Origin of the sequence: Bradyrhizobium sp. CCGUVB4N (assembly GCF_024199945.1) — a bacterium.
Taxonomy (GTDB): Bacteria; Pseudomonadota; Alphaproteobacteria; order Rhizobiales; family Xanthobacteraceae; genus Bradyrhizobium.
In genome coordinates this window covers 8,161,970-8,181,176 of record NZ_JANADP010000001.1, presented here as the reverse complement: position 1 = coordinate 8,181,176, position 19,207 = coordinate 8,161,970, and the positions used below count along the sequence as shown (strand labels likewise).

Here is a 19,207-nt window from a genome sequence, read left to right as displayed (position 1 = left end):
GTCGGTCTGAACAACGGCGGCAATTGATCAGAATAGACCGGCACGGCCCGCGGCAGAGTCTCCAGTGAAGCGCTCGACGTTTGCGCTGCTAGCAATAGATGCAGGGACGTCCACGTTTTCCACGACAATAAACTGCTTTGACGGACCAGCTTCAGCGAGATGTTCGTAAAAGAAGTCCTTGAGTGAAGTATTGGCCAGCTCTTGTTCGTCCTGCGATAGCTCGCCTGCGTCGGAATGAATTGGATCCCGATAAGTTAGCAAGGGTGTGTCGAGAATAACAAAGCCCGGATGAGGCAGATCGCGTTCTTGACAGAACAACAATAGGGCAACCTTGAAAGCGGCGTGCGTAATTGCTCGAACACCCTTGCCATTGTCACGGCGATTTTTGCCGTCGATCCGTAAGTCGTGTGTAACGTCGTCGAATGAAACGTGGCGATTTCCGGGGAACTGCCAAGCTTCCAAAACGTGGCTAACGACTTGTGCGAAATCATGAGAGGTCGATGTCGGCACCCCAAGTCGTGGTCGCTCCACTTTAGGCGTCGGCTTAAGTGCGGCTAATTCATCTCGTCGTAAGCTAAGGTTCTTACGCTGCTCAAGCAGCGCTAAGCCATGGCGAACCTTGTCTCTTACGGACATTAGCTCAGCCAATTGCTGTTCGGCTTGGTTGGCTTTCGGTGCGAGCTGATTCAGCTGCATTTCCGCCGCTTGAAGCTCGCTATCTAACTCGGCCAATTTGGCCTGTGTCCGTATGCCCTCTGCATCCAAATTTGCGACTGTCTCGGCAAGATCAACTCGCTGCCGATCGATTTTCTCGATCTCGATCTTCGCAGCGTCGGTAGCGTTCTGGATATCGTGTAAGCTGTGAACATGCTTTTGAGCATCTACCGAAGCTCCACAGAGCGGGCACTCTTTACCTTCTCCCAACGTCAACAAAAATCCCGCTTCTTCGATGGCCTCAAGACGTTCGATATCCGAGCGGTAAACTTCTTCAAGTTGCTCGAAACGGCCGAGATTAATCGCGATTTGCTCGCGCCGTTGCTCAAATCGTGAAATCGACTGAGCGATTTCGCGCTTTCTTGCCAAATGCGATCGTATCGATTGCTGTGAAAATTGCAGTTGTTCTTGAGCGGCCGCCCACGTTCGTTCAATCCGTTCGTACTGCGCAGGCAATTCCTCGGCCTGGGAATAATCTGCAGCCAATTCCTCGTTCACTGCATTCAACATTTCGTCCACAACTTCCAACTTTGCTGCTGTCGATGTTCGGAAGGTCTTTCGATCCAACACAGGAACGATCGCGCTATCGTCAGCGCCTGTTGTCAAAAGCTTGAAGACACTCCGTTCTGCGGTGGAGGTGGCATACTGTCCGGATTCGGCCGGAGATGTTTCTGCCTGAATTGCAGTTTCGTCGGTGATACAGAATCTCGCCAAATCGCGAAAGCTTAAGCTTCGCTTCTTTCCATTCACATCAATCGCGATGAACTTCGAACCTAAGCCAATCTCATTTAGAAGGAACTGCGAGACGTTGTCGGGGCTCGCATGATCATGTCGGGCAGATAGATGGCGGCCATTACTCTTGCGTTGCTTGATGAGATCGATATTCCCGCCATGTAGCTCAAGTGCTCCGCCGGCGAGTGCGCGCATGAGTGTAACATCTCCGCTGACCGCGCCGTTTATCGCGAGCCATGCCCGGTCGAAAGCCCTCCTTTCAGAAATGTCGGGAAGAAGGCGTGAACTACCCAGCAAAAAATCAATGGTCTTGACCGCAAACGATTTGCCCGCGTTTGAGGCGCCGTAGAGCACATTGAGGCCCGGCTGCAATGTCCAGCTGACCGAAGGGGCGTCGGTGCCTGTGAACAGTAGTTCATTGAGCGTCAGGTTTTGATATGTCACGGAAAGTGCGACCCTGAGTCAATTCGGGGAGGGGTTCTGGTCTTGAAATTCGACGGTCCAACGCCCGATGCGCTCGATGATCAAGTCGCGAACCGACTCATCGGGAACGGAGGATAAATACTGGGCAAGCCATTTTGCTCGATCTTTAAGGGCGCGCGCATATGTTGACCTCATTGAGTCAATGATTGCCGTAGCTTCCTCGCGCGCTTGATAAACTATGCCCTCCGGAGCCGTTGACGCGTCAATAAGGTGTAGTTGCCGCATCAGCTTCAGGCCATCTTCAACAATTCGCCGCCGTATCAGAAGTTCACCCGTACGCTGAGGTACATCAGGGTGTAAGCTCGCTGGTCCTCCAATGTCCTGCGTGTGAACAACAAGGTGGTCAAACCAAGTCAGGTGCGCGAGGTCGAATGCCTTCGGATAGAGAGCATCGAGCACAACAGTTGCCCGGATCCCCGTTTCCAGAGGACTGTTGAAAAGCTTGATCTCCCGGCGCACGTCGTCGTTTACGACTTCTGCCATTTGATCTCACCTTCGTTCACGAACTGATGGCAAATACCCTGCCTTACTGGAGGACCAGCGTACTTTGCCAACGCGCCCGAAGGTTGGAGGTTTGCTGCTTGAATCATAACAGCGTTCGCGCGAGCCAGGGAGTCTTGGTGATCAATACGGTGCACATCGATCACACCATGCCGAACTTCTCGCCTGAGCAAGCGAATTTCCTCATCCATCGTGTTGTCGCGGTAGAAACGCGTAAAAGCGTCGGCATCGAAGAAGCGTTCTCGTTGGAGCATCAGGTGCTCATCATGACTAGCGTGCGCCTTCAGGCTAGCGTAATCCGCAAATACGGTCGCTTCACGTTCGCCATATGCGGCGAGCAGTTCGCCAATGTAAGGCATTTCGCGAGACTCGATCGTTACAGGCACTTGCCCAGCCGGGGGCGGGCCGGGATCGGCGCCGAAATATGCGTATAGCGCAGGTTTGATCACGGGGTCGGCAAGGATTTCATCAAGTGAAACCGCGGAGATACAAGAAAAGTCCCACTCCGAAATGAAGGTCTTCAAGCCAGCATCGAGCGGAATCGTTTTCTTATTGATAATCTTCTTGGCGCAATGTTCGTCCCATGTAGCGAATAGTTCATCGCGAAACAGGCTGGGATTAGCGATGAGCTTCTTCAGGTTTCGATTCACTCCCCGCGGTGCTACGAAGAAATAGCCGGTTGGACGTGTGAACTCGCCTTTGAAGCTATAATAAAGTAGCTTTCCTATTTCATTCAGGCCCACGCCTGTTTGGAGGGTCTTTCCATACTGCTTGCATTGATAGTTGTGCCAGGATCCTTCGTGGCGCTCCTTTGTATGGAAGCCAACGACATCACGCCCCATATCACCGGTGCCTCTGAATAGCTGCACAGACAGATACTCCGGCTTCTTCTTGGCCCACTCCGTGACAAACGTCTCAAGCTCATCGTCGTCGAGCGCAAGAATGAGGCGATCGTAACGGGGCGGTCGATAGGGCATAATGGTGCGTTGCTCTGAAATAGAACGAAGCAATCGAGGGTTGTTTTTGTCTAGTTTTTTTCCCGCTCTGAGGCAATATCCTTGTTTAATGATTTGCGCGCCGAGCGGAACTAATCCAATGGTCCTTGGACAAAGATGCGATTGAGCGGAGGCTGCATCATCAAGTAGTCGGCGCGACAGTCGATGAACCTAATCACTCAGGAGCCCCCGCTGCTCAGACTCGAGCCGCCGGATTAACTCACCGAATTGGCGATCGACTTGGCTAGCTACTGCCCGCGGATCATTGGCTCCGTTGATCGTCCAGTTATTAGTGATATTGGTCGGTCCGCGCGTTCCGCCCCCTGACGATGAACCGGCGACAGCCACTGCGCCATCCGAGGTCAGGCTGCGCAACCGGTCGTTGGATTCGATGCGGCCAGACATGCCGGGCACGAAAAGCTCGGGGCCGTTCTCGCCGACAAGGTACGGCTTACCGTAGCTCACGGGGCCGCCCAGGGCGCGAGCGCCAGCGATGGGCGCAGGGGCCGCGCCGCTCGCCGGGACGCTGCCGCCGCCGCTAAAGATGCCCTTGATGGCGCTGCCCAGGCTCATTGCCTTGTCGATGGCCGTGCCGAAGAAGCCAATGAGGCTTTGGATCGCGGACACGACCTTCTGCACGCCAGCCGCAGCGACGCCGCCGACCGTCTCGCCCCACTCGCGCCACTTCGCGCCGGTCGCATCGAGCGGGCCGAGCAATTGAGAGAGCCAGTTGTAGACGGTGCCAAGGCCATCGGCGAGCGCCTTCACGGCGGGGCCAGCCGGGCCAAGACCAGCCATGAACCCCGCACCGAAACCGGCGAAGAACTCCTTGATGCCCGCCCAATTGTTGTAGACCCACACGCCCAGCCCCGTCAGCGCGACGACCAACGCCGTGATGATCAGCCCGACCGGGTTGGCAACCAGCGCCCACATCGCGAGGCCGATGGCCCGCAGAGCCGTCAGCGGGAAGAGCAGGATCGACCGCCCCAGGCCAAGCAGAGAGCCGCCAAGTGCCGACAGAGTCGCAGCTGCCCCGAGGGCGGTCAGCATGCGGAAGCCCAGCGCCATCGCCGCCAGACGGCCTACAGCGGCTACCCCAACGCCAGCGATCACACCGGCGAGCGCGACGACGCCACGCGTAACTAAGCCAATGGGAGTCAGCAAGGCGGTCAGCGCGAACGCGCCGACACGGCCGACGGCGGCGAGCGCAAACGCCAGCGGACCGGCCGCTGCCGCAGCCGCCGCAAGACCGACGCCGAGCCGCAGCACGGTGGGGTTTGCCCGCGCGATAGACTTGAGCCCTTCGGACAAGCTCCTGAATAGGGTGGAGATCTCCGGCAGCACCGCTTGGACGAGGGTGTTGCTGAGCGATTGCCACGATGCATCAAGCTCGCGAACCGCTCGCGACAGGCCCTGATTAGCGATATTAAAGGTCTTCGCGCCATAGCCGGGGGCGTTAGTATTGATGTCTTTGAGGATGCCTTCGAGGTCAGCCTTCAGAAGGGAGAGCATGCGAACCGACTGGCGCCCCTCGAAGATGCGAGCGAGGTCGCCTTGGGTCGCGCCTTTCTTTTTCAGGTCGATCAGGAGCTTCGTGAGGTCCACCTTGCTACCGGCCATCGTGAATGCAGCATCCACCGCTTGCAGCACGGACTCGCGGTCCTTCGCGGCTTCCGATCCGAACTTGGTAACGACCGCGTCATAGATTGCTTTGCGCTGCTTCTCGATGTTGCCTTCGTTGTTGGCCAAGGCGGCATCGATGTCCTTCTCACTACCAGCCATGTCGAAGCCGTTAGCACTCAATCCGGCCGTGACGCCGGCGCCCGTTCGCTTGCCACCGGATACATAGCTGCCGTAGTCGAGATCAAGGCGCGCCATCGCTGCCCGACCTTCCTTCGTCGGCTTGAGCAGGCGCACATATGCTGAACGAAGGGCAACGCCGGCTTCCGGACCAAGTTGACCGGCCTTATTTAAGGCGATGATAAGCGCATTAGTGGACTCAATGGACTCGCCAGCGGCCGACGCGGCGCTGCCGACGAACTTGTACGCCTCCATCATATCTTTCATCGAAGCGCTGGTCGCGTTCGCGCCATAAGCCAAGTTGTCCGCGATACGACGGCTACTAGCCGAGGCATCCTCAACGGTCCTCATGCTCAGCCCGTATTGCGTCACGATCTTGCTAACAGCGCCAGCAACTTCGGCAGCCGGCATGTCGCCGACAATCGAGCCTTCAAGGATCGAAGCAATCGATCCCTTGGCGCCCGGCACCGAGAAACCGGCTTTCAGCATCTCATTGAAGGCCTTCAGGGTGTTCGTTGCGCTCCCGTACTTCGCAGCGATCGTATCTGCGTAGTTCTCGATTTCCAGACGTTCGGAATGCGAGACGCCGCCAAGAGCCTCAGTGAAGTTGCCGGCCCTATCGCGCTCAAGGGCGCTCCGGATCATGCCGATGGCCGCGAAGCCCGTGGGCGCCGTGACGCCCATGGTAAGGTTACGACCTTTGCTCTGGACCCGTTCCAATTTTCTCGCCGTCGCATCGATATGCTTTTGCGCGGCAACGAACGGCGCCGAGACGCTTTGTCCGATCTTCGCGACCGACGCAGCCAAGCTGTTGACCTGCGCCTTCGTGGCATTGACGGCAGCGCCGAGGCTCGGATTGACCTTGCCACCGATATTGACGAATACGGAGAATCCTTGGGCCACGTTCTTTACCTAAATGAGGGCGACGTTTCGTTGAGCAGCGCGACCACCAAATCCCCCGCGCGTTGCGCATCGGCGGGGTCAAGGTGCCGAATGACTCGGCGCGGCACGCCGAATACTTGAGACATGGAACGGATAACCTGCTCGGGCGAGTTGGTCCGGAAGTTCGCAATGGCGTCGAACGAAGCCACCGCGATCTTATCATGGCGCGCCCCATCGATTTCGATGGGAACATTGAGCGTGATTTCTGCGGGTGCGCTCATGACTTGCGCGGCCAATGAGCGGCACCACGGGCAAAACCGGGAGGAAGCACGATGCCGATCAGACCGGCTTCATAATGGCCCGGGCGGGCTTGGGTGTTCGACACGACAATCTCACGCTGTTCATGGCGCGGGGTATCGAACCGCTGTTCATGATGAACCCAGCGCGGCTCTTCCTTGATCACGTTGCCGCCCGCGTTGGTTCGCACGGGAATCACATCTCCGTTTGCGAACACCCAGCACTGCTGCATCTCCCGACGTTCGCTCGCTTGCCGACCCGGGTGCTGACGATGCGCGGCGTCGATGCTGCGAACCGGCTCGAAGCCCGGCGCGCGTCGGCCAGCTTCGTTAACCGCGCTCGCCTCGGTGTCGATCTCGACGAGCTGGGCGATGATGTCGCCAAGCTTTGCAGCCATGGCGTCGTACTCGCGAAGCAAGGCCGCTGCCCCAACCTCAACTTCATTGCGCGCGTTCGTGACACGCTGGCGGAAGCGTTCTGCCTCGGCTTGCTTCTCGGCCCCTGCTTCGGTCGCGAGCGCTTCCATGTGCGCCTTTTCAAGATCAGCGAGGCGCGCGGCGGCGCGATCGGCAGCACGCCGGTGCACTTCGTATTCTGCTTCGGCCTTCTGATGGGCGGCATCATCCATCAAGCCGAGACCGGTCAGCGCTGCGCCGCGCTTAGCAAGGGCAGCGTCATGTTCGGCGCGCGCCTTCTCGATCTCAGTGACGATAGCGGCGGAGGTAATCGGCTTCTTGCCGAGCAGCTTCTGGATAAGGTTCATGGGATTGTTCTCAGCTCGACTTTGGCCGATTTATGCGGCGTAGGCGAGCGCGTTCTCCATCCGGCGCCAGATATGGCGCGGAATTTCTATACTGTTCCGGCGCGGCCGGGACATGAAAGAAATCTGATGAGCCCATATTTGGCGTCGGACGGATGCGATCGCATCGCTAAAGGTCAGCGCGGCTTTTGGATACCAAGCCGCGGTTCTGGGCTTGAGCTTTTGTGCCTTGGCGAGGTCGTGGGTCCATAGCGTGACGATGGAGTAGAGGCCGAGCAAGATCGGGGTAGTGCGCAGAATGGCTTTGTCCGACCATTGGCGCTGGGTCTCGACACCGAGGTGAGCGCGAACTTCCTCGAAGGTGACTTCGACCTGCCAGCGAGTGACGAACCAGGCGAGGATGTCGCGGGGAAGAGCGTTGAGATCGGTCGCCAGGAAGGCCTGCGGGTCGAACTCGCCGGTTGGGTCGCGGACGAGAAGCCAGCGGATCGGTACCGGCGGAACGCCGCCGCGATACCACAGAGCGGTGCCGGTTGCGATCTCGACAATGCGATTGGTTCGGCCGTACCAGAGACTGACCCGGTAGCGCGTCCAGGACACGTTGCGATCCTTGAGGATGGCAGAGAGTTTTTTGTGGGGCTTACCTCGGATTGGAGGGCGGCCACGACCTTTGCGCTTTGGTCGGGGAAATTCGAACAGGTTGGCATCGAGGCGCAGGCGGGTGACAATGCAGACATGCTTGCGGACAGCGGCAAGGAACTCGATGGCGGCAAAGGCGCTGTCGGCGACCAGTACGATATATCGATCGGGCAGCCAACGATGGATTTGCCAAGCAGCCTGGCGGGCCCAATCGAGCAGCGTCTTGGGCGAGCGCGACTTGCCGTCATAGAAGCGTTTGGAGGGGGCGAGCAGTGTGAGGAAGGGCAGCGCCATGATGCGATCGGCCCACGGCACGCGCACCAGCAACATGGCGGAAAGCCAGCGCAGACCGCTGGCTTTGACGAAGTGCCCCTTGGAGGAGCGCACCGGGTCGCGATAGATGCCGCGGGCGCTGATCTTGGGTCCCCAGCGCCGCTCGATGGTGTCATCGAGCCCGATCACCACTGGCTCGCCGGCCGCCACGAAGACCTTGATCAGCAGGAGCAGCAGGCGGCCTGCCGCGGCCCGCGACGACCACGCCGCCCGGTTGAGGACGCGATGGAAAGTACAGAAATCGGGATCGCGCTCTCGCCCGAGGATGCGCAGCGCCGCCGTGACAGTGCGCCGGCCGGGCGCCAGGATAACGCCGGCGAGCAGCATCAGAACATTCGGCCAGGTAGGACGCGTGAACAGATCGGTGAAGACTGCAAGCCGGGCTGCAAAACGCGGCGGCAGCGGATCGCAAGAGCGGGGAAGAAGACGGGCGTGTTGCATCCCATCGGTAGAATCGGCATGTTGAATCGCGGCAACCTCGTCCAGCTGCGACAAATTGAATCGGCAAACCGATCCACTCTGGCCCGCGCGGCACCGATCGAGCACATTGAGCGCTATGGCAAAATCCGACCCAACGCTTGCCCAGATTGCTGCTCAGTTCACGCATCACGACATAGAAAAGAGCCGTAGCGGTTATTTAGTTATCAACCGTCGGACTTCAAATCCGGTCGCACGGCTGCGCCCCATTCCAGATACCGATCGCTTCGAGCTCTTCTACTGGTCGAACGTGAAGGGGCGCTGGACAACCTTTGGCAATATGGGGCGCATGAAACTCATGCTCACGAGCGCTCATGAAATCGTCGAGAACGATCCCATGTTCAGGGGTCCGCGTATCCCATGAACGAGTTCAAAATTGGCCAAAGTCAAGCTCAGGGGGTGGAACTTAGCGCCGCCAGTAGTTGGCGACGGCCTCTGCGCCGGGGTCTCGCGGTGCGACGGTCGATGCCTTCGGGCCGAGCTTGGTCGCGATAGCCGGCTTCGGCGCACTGGTCGTGAATGCTTCATGAGCACCGAGCCAGCGGTGGTAGGCGACATGCTCGCGGCTCTCGGCGAACATCAGATTGTGCGCGATTCCGTGCTGGACGTTGAAACGCTCGACCGCAAGTTGGCGCTGAGCCGCTGCGTAATCTACGGACGCCGCCTTGAGGTCGGCGAGAAGCTTGGCGCGGCTCATTGGGCGTCTCCGCCGGCTGCAATCCAGACTTGAAGCTGATCGGCCGGATAAGCAGGTCGATCACCGATCAAGAGAAACGGAGGGCCATCGCCACGCTTGGCGAGGTTGCGGAGGGTCTTCGCGCAACGGCCGATCCGCTTTGCGGCTTGGGTCCGTGAGAGATAGATCTTAGACATGATGTCCCATCTGGAAGTGGCCGGTGCGTTTGATAGCCAAATGCACCGGCCTCGGTTTCACCCATTAGTTGGTGTGGAGGAGCACCAACTAACGGGAGGAGTATGGGAAAATCGCGGGCGGCTGTCGGGACTGTTTCGGTATCCTTTAAGCCGCTTTGCGGCGGCGCTTCTTATTGTCGTTGGCGGGGATGCCAGCGATGCGCGATTCATGCTCGGCCAGAATGGCGGCGCGCTCTTCGGCTCGCATGCGGAGAAGCTTCTGCTCGACGCAAATATCGATCAGAGCAGCCCAGGTCTGCGGGATATTCACTCGCATCTTGAGGGCGAGCGCCGTGAGTTCGCCCGCGAGTTCAGGGCTCAGCACTTCGAGTGCGGCGACGGGGACAAGGCCGAATCCGAGCGTTGCCAGGGCTGCCTCGATGCTCTCCAGACCGGGACGGTTCTTCTTTCTCCAAGCCTTCAACGTAGCCCTGCGCACGCCGCTGCGCTCTTCCAGAGAGTCGTAGGTCACTCGCTGGCGCGCCATCTCGGCGAAAACGAGTCTCGCAAACGGCCCGACACGCTCGGGCATCGAGACGGTGCGCGGATTTTTGCGTCGCTTCCGAGCGGATGGCGAAATAGGGAAAGCGCGAAAATCGGGCGGATACAGCGGAGTGGTAGTGGACATCGGGTCATCCTGAAGGCGATTGAACTGCCTTCAGCGTCGGACAATGGGCTATTCCGCTACAGCCCAATCCGGTAACCGCTGCGCATGCTCTTGGTCTGGAGGCAGACGCTCATCCGAGAACAAAAAGTCACTTTTGAAATTTTGTATCTAGCCAGATCGGGCGGTCGCGCGTCACCCGCACCGGGGGCGGCCCCGGAAGGACCCAAGAGGGGTACGAAAGGCTACAGCGTCCGCAGCGCAATAGCAGGCTATCGTGCGAAGTGCAGAAAGACGCGAATAGACGTCGCTATGAGTTTGCAGTGGTTTGCCGTGAAGAGCGAGACAGAGCGCCCTAATCAAATTCTGAGGCGGAAATTCCTCAGGTGAAATTCTCCGGGCAGTAAAGTTCGGAGCCGCGCACCCGCTGGGACGCCTTACTCTTTCTCTTTGAAGTCTCGGATTTGCTGCTCTAGTTCCGCTGTTGCAACCCGCATGTTTTCGACCGACACAGCATCGAAATACTGGTGTGTAAGCTCGCGGTATCGGGCGAGCCTAGCCTCTAGCTCTGGCTTGGTGGAAGACTTCATTCAGATAAGACAAGCAGCGAAGCCAAAAGTTGCTCGTCCCCGGTATCTTACGGAGTTTATTCCGGCGCCTGTAGTCCCGGAGACCTCAGCCATTCGCTCATGTGCGAGCCAGTCTCGGCTTGGCGCGCTCTGCGCAGGGCCGCTTCGCGTACAGGTCCATGGGGGAGCAACTGGGCCTCTTCACGGAGGAGCTTGGCTTCTTCGGAAAGGCGCTCTTCAAGGGAACGAGTTTGCTTTTCTCGGGGGCGGCGCTCTGTCATCGGGCGCTCCTTGAACTGTTGCGATGTCTCCCAACTGCCCGTTAATGATTAGGTTCCCCGATTGAAACTTGAGCCCCGCCCCAAATTCGCACGGGGCACAACGCGCTGCGAATGCCAGGACCGGCGCTAGCCCGAGGAAGTAATCGGGGCGGCAAGCGATCCCGGCCCCCTTGGGCCTATTAGCTGAGGCGCCGTTACTCTTTGTGTGAGAAAGTCACTATCTTCCGCGATCCGTCCCATAGCTCTACGTCGTGACCGTCCACGAGCGATTTGGCTCGATCCTTGGCGCTGTCGTCATCGTCGCATTTCAAGTCTACGCGAGATACGATGTGGCCGTCTGGATCGATCAGGTAGGCCCGGTACGCGTGCTGCGGATTCATCTTACTTGGACTGAATGGACGATGGCAAAAGCGCTTGGTTCCAGCTGGCGGCCGTTTCCAGCTGACCAATCTTCTGTTCCAGCTCGTCTCGCTCTTTGCCCGGCGGGAGTTGTGAAATCCTATCGCGAATGCGGGCCTTGGCCTCATCGAGCCGTTGTTCAAATGTGTGCGGCGTTGAGCGCTGACGCGGCATGCGGCTTTCCCCTGGTGGCGGGCGAAAGCTCAAGAAGTCTCTCAGTCACCGATAGACGCCAAGGACCGGGCGGTGATCTTGGAACTCTATTCCGGTACCATGACACGAGCGAGTCAAATTATGGCTGCTGCGCTAAGGCGGGGTCCCGAGAGGAACAGATAGGAAACGAAGCCCCCCGTGACGCTGGGGTTTCTTTTTTTGACTTCCTCGACGAGACAATTTCGAGTTTTACATACAAGCGTACCTTAACTGGATCTGGCGCGGACCCGTTTAAGGCTGTGAACGTTCTTGATTGCGCAGGGTCGGGATGATGCGGGCGGGAAGTCTCACATTGCTGGAAGAAGAATTGGAAGCTGCCGGGCAAGGCCTCGTCGGCAATTTCGACGTGCTACGTAGCGTTCTGTCCGCCAGCGGTGATTGCATCAAGATTCTAGATCTGGATGGCCGACTTCAGTTCATGAGCGAGGGCGGCAAACGGGTGATGGAGGTCGAGGACTTCGGCAAACTAAGGGTTGTCCGTGGCCTGACTTCTGGGAAGGTGCCGGAAACAGAGAGGCCAAACAGGCGATTGTTACTGCCTTAGCGGGGGGGACGGCACGTTTCACCGGAGCAGCAAACACAGCGGCTGGTACACCGAAATTTTGGGACGTATACGTCTCACCAATTCTAGGCGACGATGGCAAGCCGAGCCACGTGCTGTCCATCTCCCGCGATATCACTGAAGAGCATCAGGCGGCGCTCGCCTTAGATGAAGCCGCTGCTCGCCAGGAAATGCTGATGCGCGAGCTGGAGCATCGCATCAAAAATACGTTGACGACGGTCGGTGCCATCGCGAACCAGACATTCCAAGGTGACCAGCATGCGGTCGCTCGCGAGGTCTTTCTCGCGCGGCTGATTGCACTCGGACATGCACACGACATTTTGACGCGAGCAAGCTGGGTCAGTGCGCCGATCGAGCAAGTCGTCGAAGGTGCTTTGGCCCCGCACCGAACGAAAGAGAAGCGCATCCACGCGGGGGGCCCCGATGTTGCGCTTGAGCCGCGGCAGGCGCTCTCCTTGGCCTTGGCCGTCCACGAACTAGCGACCAATGCGATCAAATACGGTGGTCTTTCCAATCAAGATGGCACGATCGACATAAGCTGGTCGAATGGAGATCAGGTTCATCCCGGCTTTCGGTTCGTTTGGGAGGAAGCAGGTGGACCTGCCGTCGCCGTACCCACCAGCAAGGGCTTCGGATCGAGATTGATCGAAAGAATGTTGTCCAGCGATTTCGGCGGCGCGGTCGATCTGCAGTATCGACCGGGCGGCATCCGATGCGAACTGCGTTCGCCAGAGCCGCTTACCTGCTCGATCTCAAGTGCCGGCCACTGAAGAGGATGTTGTCGCCAGATTTGCGGCGATTCCCGTTTTCAAATTGTGGCGGTAACACCTCTAACAAATATCTCTACGGAAGTGGACAAAGTGGACATTCTCCCTAGGGGTCTTGTCCAACTGTCCACCTTGTCCACTCCCCACACCCCTTCGGGGGTGTGTGGGAAGTAGACTTTGGACCGTTGGACAAGGTGGACAAATGTCCAACCTGTCCAATTTGTCCACTCAATCGTGAGCCGACCAAATCAGCTCGACGGTTTGGGAAAGCGACGTGCCCGCAATCATGGCTTCGTTCTTCGCGGCTTCGATCGCGCGGCTGAAGGCTTTGTATTTCGCCGAGGTCTTGGTCTCCGGGTTGCCGGTGATGTACCGACGCATGAAGTTGTTCCGAACCTCGGTGACAATTACGGCCTTGACGGTCGGACCTTCGGGGATTTTGTAGTCCTTACCAAAGCTTGCCAGCGTCTCATTAAACGCCTCAAGGAACTCGCGCGGAACCTTGCTCTTCACCTTGGCCACAACTGCTTGCGCGGTGGCTTCTCCGGTACCTTCCGAGAACTCGATATAACCGGCGGTCATCTGATCACCGTCTTCGTCGAAACCGAGCACGTAGCTCTTTACTTCAAATGACCCCAGCGGACCGGTGCCACCGCGTCGGGACTTGGTCAAGGCTACAGAGCGCCGGCCAGCCTTTCCCGACAAATGATCGGTGCCACCAAGTACCGAAAGGATTGCATCGGCACCAGCACCATACGCCGAAGCGCCGCGAACGCCGGTTTCGGCGTTCTTCCCGTGGTGGGCAATCGGCATGACCAGCACATCGCTGGCGTTGCCAACTCGGGCCAAGTCTTTCATCAGGCGAGCCGCTTCGGCATTGTCGTTTTCGTCGATGATATTGAAGCACGCCGCAAGGGTGTCGATTACGACCAACCGAAGGTCGGTGCCGAATTTATCGGTGCACTCCCACGATGCCTCGGCAACGGCATGTTCAAGCCAGGTAATGATGTTGTGCTGCGACAGCCCGGCCGGGGGCTCGGTGACAAAGAACGGGATTTGGCCGGCATGGCCATCTTGAATTTTCCCTGCGCGGGCTGCCTCAACCCGCGAGTCAATCTCGCCGGCACCCTCGGCAGCAATCCAGAGAACACCGCCCGAGCGAACGCGGGTCCCGAGAAAATCCCGGCCAAACACCAGCGACAAACTCAAGTCAACGCCAACGAAGGTCTTGCCCGCCGCGTATTGTCCGGAGAGCAGCGCAATCCCGCTAAGCGGAAGCATGCGTTTAACCAACCATTTCGGCGGTTCGGGCGTAGTCGCTCCGATGGCCCGGAGTGATACCGTGTTGATCGGATTGGGCTGGGGCGCGGGAAAGATCGCGATCTTGGCCATCTATCAGGCTTTCTTTTTCATAGCAGCAGTGACGACCCGGCTCGCCAGTGCACCGTTTTCCGGGTCGTCGAGCAGCACACCGACAAGCGGGGCCAGCCAAAGCAGGGCATCGGCGTTTGTCACGCGGCGCGCTTCCATCACAACATCAATGGGCGTGTATCCGCGCCCGTCGCCAAAATCGCGGATGCCGTCCGACTTAAACGACAGGTTCGGGGCACGCAGATGAAGCGCCCGACGCGTGCCGGACGCACGCCACTCGGCGACGGCCTTGAAGCCGTTGCCGGCGTGAAAGCAACGCTTCAGGTTAAGTGCAGGCACCCAAACCGCGAGGTTCGCCAGTGCTCGTTCATTCACAGCGCGAAACAGGGACGCCGTGGCGGGTTCGCCAAGAGAAGCCTTAGATGCGCTGAATGACCCCAAGCGGTGTGAAAGTCGCTCAAAATCGCGATCATAGCCATACGCCTTCAGGGCTTCGCCGATGCGCTCGGCGATGTCGTCGGGCAACTCGGTCAGATTGTTGAGAGACACGTCCATGAGCGTGTCATCGGTCCACCAATAGTAGGGCTCGCCGGTGTCGGGATGGATCGAGGGCGGCAAGACCGTCTGCTTGCCTTCCGAGAGCAGATCGACAAGGCCAACGCGCTCGGACGTGCGGAAGTTGCGCGAGCGGATCACGTCGGTGTTGCCGCGATAAAACAGCGAGATGCCCTTGCGGCCCTTCTTCTGCACGTTCGAGTGCGGCAGCATCGCGAGCAGCGAGTCCATCGCGGGCTCGAAGTCGATGTCGATGCAGATCAGGCCACGCCCCAGGCAGACACCAACCCCACAAGCGGGATAGCGAGACCAGCCGGCAATAACGTTCGGCGGAGGGACCTTGCGGCACCAATCGTCCCAATTTTTCATGCGCGTATCGGTGCCCGGCATCTTGCTGTTAGGAACGAGCGGGATCGGCGAAAGGCCAGCGGCGAGCAGTGCAGGGGCGGTCGCCGCGAAAGGAGAGTCACCCATGAGCACACCACCGAGTTGCGCGCGGCGAACCGCAATTGAGCGAACGCACCCAGTCATAGATGCCCGTCAGGCGCTCAAGGGGCGTCCCGACGGCGAGCGGCCCGGTGATGAGGTTGGCTACCTGCTCACCAAGCAACTCGAAAACGTCGCCGTCGCGGCCATAGAAAGTCAAATTCACCCAATCGCGTCCGATGCGACGGCGCGCGACGATTCTGACGCTAGCTTGGGGATTCTTCGCGAAATAGTCGGAGCAGGGGCCGAGATATCGAGGATTGAAATGCTCCTTCGAGGGCGCGTTGGTTCCGCTATTGGTGGTCTTGTTCGTCATCGTTGCTTTCCTTCTAGCCCGTCCTGTTCTCCCAAACAGGGCGGGTTTTTGCCTTTGGGTTACGCGGCATCGACCTTCGTGCCGTTGATGAACGAAACCACGTCGTCGAGGCAGAACATCACCCGGCCGCCAATTCGGTGATATGCGGGCCCGTAGCCGCGCACGCGCCATGCAGCCAGGCACTTCTCGGTCCGAGATAAAATTCCCGCGCATGCCTTCTGGTCGATGTAGGTCTTACCGTTCAATTCAATCCGCATTTTGGTTCTCCGAGCAGAGGATTACGTTAGTCGGGGATAAGGCTAGGCGGGCGTGGGAATAGTTAGGAGTCTGTTCGAGTATCCCTCGCCGAAAATCCGCTTGCGCAGGGCAAGAACCTGCCGACCACGCGGCAGGTGCCGCGCGGCGGAAGGCGTGAATTTGTGGGAGAAGGTAGCGGCGTTCGGCCGGCGGCGGCCTCCGGCTAGGACGCGGGGCGAGCCGACGACTCTATCGTCTGATAGCGACGGCGCGCGCGAGCCATCGTGGACTCGCTCGCCTTCTTTGCCCCGATCTCGGTCTCAAGCCGTTCGAAGATCGGCAAGTAGACCTCGCCGCCCTGGGGTGCCCGCTGCATGGCGATGGCAAGCCGGTCGAGGCAGCCTTCGAGCACCTCGATGGTGATCTCGCCATCGGCATAAATCTTGCCGATGGCGCGGATGCGACCGTGGCGGGCGTGGTCGCGAAGCGCCTTTACACAAAGCTCAATGTCGCTCGGACCAAGCGACGCTTCCTCAACGCCTTCAAGGCAATCCGCGAGCGCGAGAGCATGTTCAGGGGAGCCAATTTTGAAGTCGTCCATGCTCAAGCCCCTTATGCCGTGCGCTTGTCGGGATGCGTATGCGACTGAGTAGCTAGCCAGGCGTCGACGGCCTCAACGTCAAAGAACCTCGTTCTCCCCATATAGATCGGCTTGGGGAACTTTTGATCAGGATCGCTGATCGTACGATCCAGCTTCGAGCGTGAGATGTCGCCGAGTTTTGCCAGCAGCGGCGCGGTTTTGATAAGTCTCTTAGTCACTGTTCGCTTCTCCAGTTGATGCATATTGCTGCATCAACTTGGTAGCCCGAGAGCTGATTTTGTTTCCACCTATTCAAATCGTCGATTTGGCCGGGCTCAAATCAGGAGGTGCAAGTTGGAGGCCTGTCAAAATTCGGGCGTGTCCGGATCGCGCGTCTTTCTCGCGGTCGTAAGGAGTTGTTCAATCGACTTATCACTTAGGTTGTAGTCCTTCATGACTGCCGCTTTCGCGTCGTTGGCGCTTGCTTCGTTCGTCTTGTCCCAGTAGTGAGCGACGATCGAGCCGTCGCGGCGACTACGTCGCAGGTCTTGCGCAGGCTTCATACCGCGCCCACTGCCCCATGCCTCGGTAATGCCCTTGGTGGTAATCTTTGCCAGTTGATCCCCATTCCAAGCTGCTAATAGCGGCTTTGAAACTTCTGCTGCAAAGCGGTCGATCTCAGCTGCGACGATATCCGGTACCGGCAGATTGTTTTCCTTTGCCAGATGAAACGCGAGCCAGGCGGCAGCTGGGTTCTGCGTTTCTCGAAAGATGCTAGCAAGTTCGCTCAATTCGAGTTTTTGAGGGGAGGGTAGGGCTGCCATTAGTTACATCCCAGCCTTGATCGGAAAAACATTGGATGGCCGCTCAACATTCAGGCTTACGATATGATCGGCCCAAAGGTTCAGAGCCTGTCGCCGCTCCTCAAGAAGATCATCACGTTGGTAGATGCCGACGATGCCACCGAACGTCCCGGAGACGTGATTCAAGAGTTTTTCAACAACCGCTACGCCAACCCGTAACCGCTGCATGCCGGACGCGGTCGATCTCCGTAGATCGTGTATCCGCCATGGCTCGATTGTGACCGGATCGGCGCCAAGCTTTTCAGCTTCCTCGCGGGAAACTTGCATGATGGCCTTGTCCAGATGCCCTTTGGCTTTGGAGAATCCGGAGACGGGTGTCGTTCCCGTCGTGGTCAGTACAAACGAAGAGTCCTTCAATCGTTCGGTGCCGTTGATCGTTGTCCTAACTTGTACTCTCGGGATAGAGCGCAGGATCTCAGCAGCGGCGGGCGGAAGTGGAATAATATGTTCCCGGGCATTCTTTGTGCGTTCAGGTGGAAGCACCCAGTGCAATGACGTGCCGTTCTGTTTGATTTCTGCCCAGGCCATACCTGCGACTTCATCGCGCCGCTGCCCAGTCAGAATTAATAGCTGATAGAAAGCACGCCATATCCAATCCATCCGATCAAGCGACAACCACAATAAGCGCAGATCGTCATCATACAGCACGCGATCTCGCGACTTTTCGACCGCCACCGGCTTCGTGCGCTCGAATGGGTTGTCCTCAATCAAAGCCTTATCGATGCACCACCCAAAGAACGTTCTGGCGGCGGCGCGCGTGCGGTTTGCCAGTACGGGCTTGCCGCTATCCTTGATCGCGTCAACTAGCTTGATGGCATCCGCGCGCGAAATGTCATCGATCCGGCGTCTTGCCCACGGGGTCAATTCCTTACTCAGCAGCCGCTTGAGTTCCTTGGCGGACTTCATGGAGTTGACTTTGTCCCGGTAGTAGCGGTCCAAGACCCGATCGACGACGTCATCCTTCCGGCGCGCCTCCCGTTCCTCCGCCTCGATCCGAGCGGCCTCTGCTGCGCGGTCTGCCCGGCGCTGGGCTGCCGGATCAATCCCGGTGGAGCGCTGCCGTCTGGCATCGCTCGCTGCGCCCCGGGCCTGAGGGAGCGTGAGTGCACCAGGTCCTGCTGCGGGACCCAATGTCAGGGTCACGTCCTGCCCGTTGTCACGCTTAAAGCGATAGACAAAACTTTTTGCCCCAGATGTTTGAACCAGAACTCGCAGACCCGGGTGTCCGACGTCGGGTAATGCGTACCGTTTCGTTTTTGGCTTAGCGTTGGCAATCGCAGTCGCGGTCAGCGGCTTTTTCATGATCCCCTGTTCTGAGCCCCACTCAGAGCCCCAATCCACACGTTGATTTGTGGTGACGCATGCTGATGCATCAAGGCGCGACATACAGGAGGCAATACTTTGAAATCAATCGCGAATCTGGGCGGAGGGCTGGGCGTATTGACGCATCCTGATCGCGGCTAGTGGCGGCTAGCATGGGTCTGTGGAACAGGAGGTCGGTGGTTCGAGCCCACCCAACTGTACCAGCCTGATCAGCCAGTTAGTACCGTCTCGCTCGGTTCGCGCCCATCGTAGCAAATGTTGGGTATGGGCCTGCACGCGTGCGCGTCAGCGATTTACAGATTCTCTAGGCTGGGTTGTACTGAAGCTGCGGCTCAATCCGCTTTCAGGCAGTGCAGGGAGAAGTCGATGGCCAAAGGTTTCAAGCTGGTCAATACCAAGCCCAGTACACGAAAGATCAAGAACAAACTTGGTGGGCTGAAGGTCGCTCACGTTAAGCCGTATCAGAGCGTTCGCAAGAAAAAGAAATAAAGAACACAGGCGTGTCTTGGTTCTGGAAAGCCACGGCCTGCGCATCGCATCGCTGCAGGTAGACAGA

The 19,207-nt window shown here is 58.4% G+C and carries 21 protein-coding genes and 1 pseudogene; 4 read left to right on the top strand and 18 right to left on the bottom strand.

Going from position 1 to position 19,207, the window contains the following annotated elements:
* Positions 1–27: 27 nt before the first annotated feature.
* From NLM31_RS38085 to NLM31_RS38055, 7 genes are all read right to left on the bottom strand, one after another.
* Entirely contained in the window at positions 28–1,890 is a 1,863-nt protein-coding gene (locus NLM31_RS38085) for a hypothetical protein (RefSeq protein ID WP_254195580.1), read from the bottom strand.
* Between the two features lie 18 nt (positions 1,891–1,908).
* Complete coding sequence (locus NLM31_RS38080; RefSeq protein ID WP_254195579.1) at positions 1,909–2,412, bottom strand: ABC-three component system middle component 2; 504 nt, start codon at positions 2,410–2,412, stop codon at positions 1,909–1,911.
* On the bottom strand, positions 2,397–3,407 hold the full coding sequence (locus NLM31_RS38075; RefSeq protein WP_254195578.1) for an ABC-three component system protein: 1,011 nt from the start codon (positions 3,405–3,407) through the stop codon (positions 2,397–2,399). The genes NLM31_RS38080 and NLM31_RS38075 overlap by 16 nt, the downstream gene beginning before the upstream one ends.
* A 189-nt stretch (positions 3,408–3,596) precedes the next feature.
* Entirely contained in the window at positions 3,597–6,128 is a 2,532-nt protein-coding gene (locus NLM31_RS38070) for a phage tail tape measure protein (RefSeq protein ID WP_254195577.1), read from the bottom strand.
* Positions 6,129–6,133: 5 nt separating this feature from the next.
* Entirely contained in the window at positions 6,134–6,388 is a 255-nt protein-coding gene (locus tag NLM31_RS38065; protein ID WP_254195576.1) for a phage tail assembly protein, read from the bottom strand.
* On the bottom strand, positions 6,385–7,167 hold the full coding sequence (locus tag NLM31_RS38060; RefSeq protein ID WP_254195575.1) for a hypothetical protein: 783 nt from the start codon (positions 7,165–7,167) through the stop codon (positions 6,385–6,387). Before NLM31_RS38060 ends, NLM31_RS38065 begins: the two co-directional genes overlap by 4 nt.
* A 30-nt stretch (positions 7,168–7,197) precedes the next feature.
* Positions 7,198–8,577 carry a transposase gene (locus tag NLM31_RS38055; protein WP_254192027.1) on the bottom strand — a complete coding sequence of 460 codons (1,380 nt, stop codon included), beginning with the start codon at positions 8,575–8,577 and terminating at the stop codon, positions 7,198–7,200.
* 115 nt (positions 8,578–8,692) lie between these two features.
* Between NLM31_RS38055 and NLM31_RS38050 the strand changes: the two genes are divergently transcribed.
* Positions 8,693–8,977, top strand: a complete 285-nt coding sequence (locus NLM31_RS38050; RefSeq protein ID WP_254192028.1) for a hypothetical protein — start codon at positions 8,693–8,695, stop codon at positions 8,975–8,977.
* Positions 8,978–9,019: 42 nt separating this feature from the next.
* Here the strand turns inward: NLM31_RS38050 and NLM31_RS38045 are convergent, their stop codons facing one another.
* The 3 genes from NLM31_RS38045 to NLM31_RS38030 form a co-directional block, all read right to left on the bottom strand.
* Positions 9,020–9,310: a hypothetical protein gene (locus NLM31_RS38045; protein ID WP_254195574.1), complete on the bottom strand. Its 291-nt coding sequence runs from the start codon at positions 9,308–9,310 to the stop codon at positions 9,020–9,022.
* A gap of 321 nt (positions 9,311–9,631) precedes the next feature.
* Entirely contained in the window at positions 9,632–10,153 is a 522-nt protein-coding gene (locus NLM31_RS38040) for a hypothetical protein (RefSeq protein WP_254195573.1), read from the bottom strand.
* Positions 10,154–11,360: 1,207 nt separating this feature from the next.
* Positions 11,361–11,552, bottom strand: a complete 192-nt coding sequence (locus tag NLM31_RS38030) for a hypothetical protein (protein WP_254195571.1) — start codon at positions 11,550–11,552, stop codon at positions 11,361–11,363.
* Between the two features lie 417 nt (positions 11,553–11,969).
* On the opposite strand from NLM31_RS38030, the pseudogene NLM31_RS38025 reads away from it, so the two are divergent.
* Together NLM31_RS38025 and NLM31_RS38020 are read left to right on the top strand one after the other, a co-directional pair.
* Positions 11,970–12,224 (top strand): annotated as a pseudogene (locus NLM31_RS38025) (hypothetical protein); the annotation flags it as partial.
* Between the two features lie 21 nt (positions 12,225–12,245).
* Positions 12,246–12,923, top strand: a complete 678-nt coding sequence (locus NLM31_RS38020; RefSeq protein WP_254195569.1) for a sensor histidine kinase — start codon at positions 12,246–12,248, stop codon at positions 12,921–12,923.
* A 225-nt stretch (positions 12,924–13,148) separates the two neighbouring features.
* Here the strand turns inward: NLM31_RS38020 and NLM31_RS38015 are convergent, their stop codons facing one another.
* From NLM31_RS38015 to NLM31_RS37980, 8 genes are all read right to left on the bottom strand, one after another.
* Positions 13,149–14,312 (bottom strand): AAA family ATPase, encoded by a 1,164-nt coding sequence (locus NLM31_RS38015; protein WP_254195568.1) that lies wholly within the window; start codon positions 14,310–14,312, stop codon positions 13,149–13,151.
* A 3-nt stretch (positions 14,313–14,315) separates the two neighbouring features.
* Positions 14,316–15,320: a bifunctional DNA primase/polymerase gene (locus NLM31_RS38010; RefSeq protein ID WP_254195567.1), complete on the bottom strand. Its 1,005-nt coding sequence runs from the start codon at positions 15,318–15,320 to the stop codon at positions 14,316–14,318.
* Positions 15,313–15,648 (bottom strand): hypothetical protein, encoded by a 336-nt coding sequence (locus tag NLM31_RS38005; protein ID WP_254195566.1) that lies wholly within the window; start codon positions 15,646–15,648, stop codon positions 15,313–15,315. The genes NLM31_RS38010 and NLM31_RS38005 overlap by 8 nt, the downstream gene beginning before the upstream one ends.
* A 59-nt stretch (positions 15,649–15,707) precedes the next feature.
* The gene (locus NLM31_RS38000) at positions 15,708–15,905 is read right to left on the bottom strand and encodes a hypothetical protein (protein WP_049826111.1); all 198 of its coding nucleotides are present in this window, start codon (positions 15,903–15,905) and stop codon (positions 15,708–15,710) included.
* A 203-nt stretch (positions 15,906–16,108) separates the two neighbouring features.
* Positions 16,109–16,486, bottom strand: a complete 378-nt coding sequence (locus tag NLM31_RS37995) for a hypothetical protein (RefSeq protein WP_254195565.1) — start codon at positions 16,484–16,486, stop codon at positions 16,109–16,111.
* Between the two features lie 11 nt (positions 16,487–16,497).
* Positions 16,498–16,704 carry an AlpA family transcriptional regulator gene (locus NLM31_RS37990; RefSeq protein WP_254195564.1) on the bottom strand — a complete coding sequence of 69 codons (207 nt, stop codon included), beginning with the start codon at positions 16,702–16,704 and terminating at the stop codon, positions 16,498–16,500.
* 126 nt (positions 16,705–16,830) lie between these two features.
* Positions 16,831–17,289, bottom strand: coding sequence for a hypothetical protein (locus tag NLM31_RS37985; protein WP_254195563.1), 459 nt, complete (start codon positions 17,287–17,289; stop codon positions 16,831–16,833).
* Positions 17,290–17,292: 3 nt separating this feature from the next.
* Positions 17,293–18,630, bottom strand: coding sequence for a site-specific integrase (locus NLM31_RS37980; protein WP_254195562.1), 1,338 nt, complete (start codon positions 18,628–18,630; stop codon positions 17,293–17,295).
* Positions 18,631–19,017: 387 nt separating this feature from the next.
* Here NLM31_RS37980 and NLM31_RS43135 point away from each other — a divergent pair, with 387 nt between their 5' ends.
* Positions 19,018–19,140: a hypothetical protein gene (locus tag NLM31_RS43135; protein WP_256561969.1), complete on the top strand. Its 123-nt coding sequence runs from the start codon at positions 19,018–19,020 to the stop codon at positions 19,138–19,140.
* Positions 19,141–19,207 lie beyond the last annotated feature (67 nt).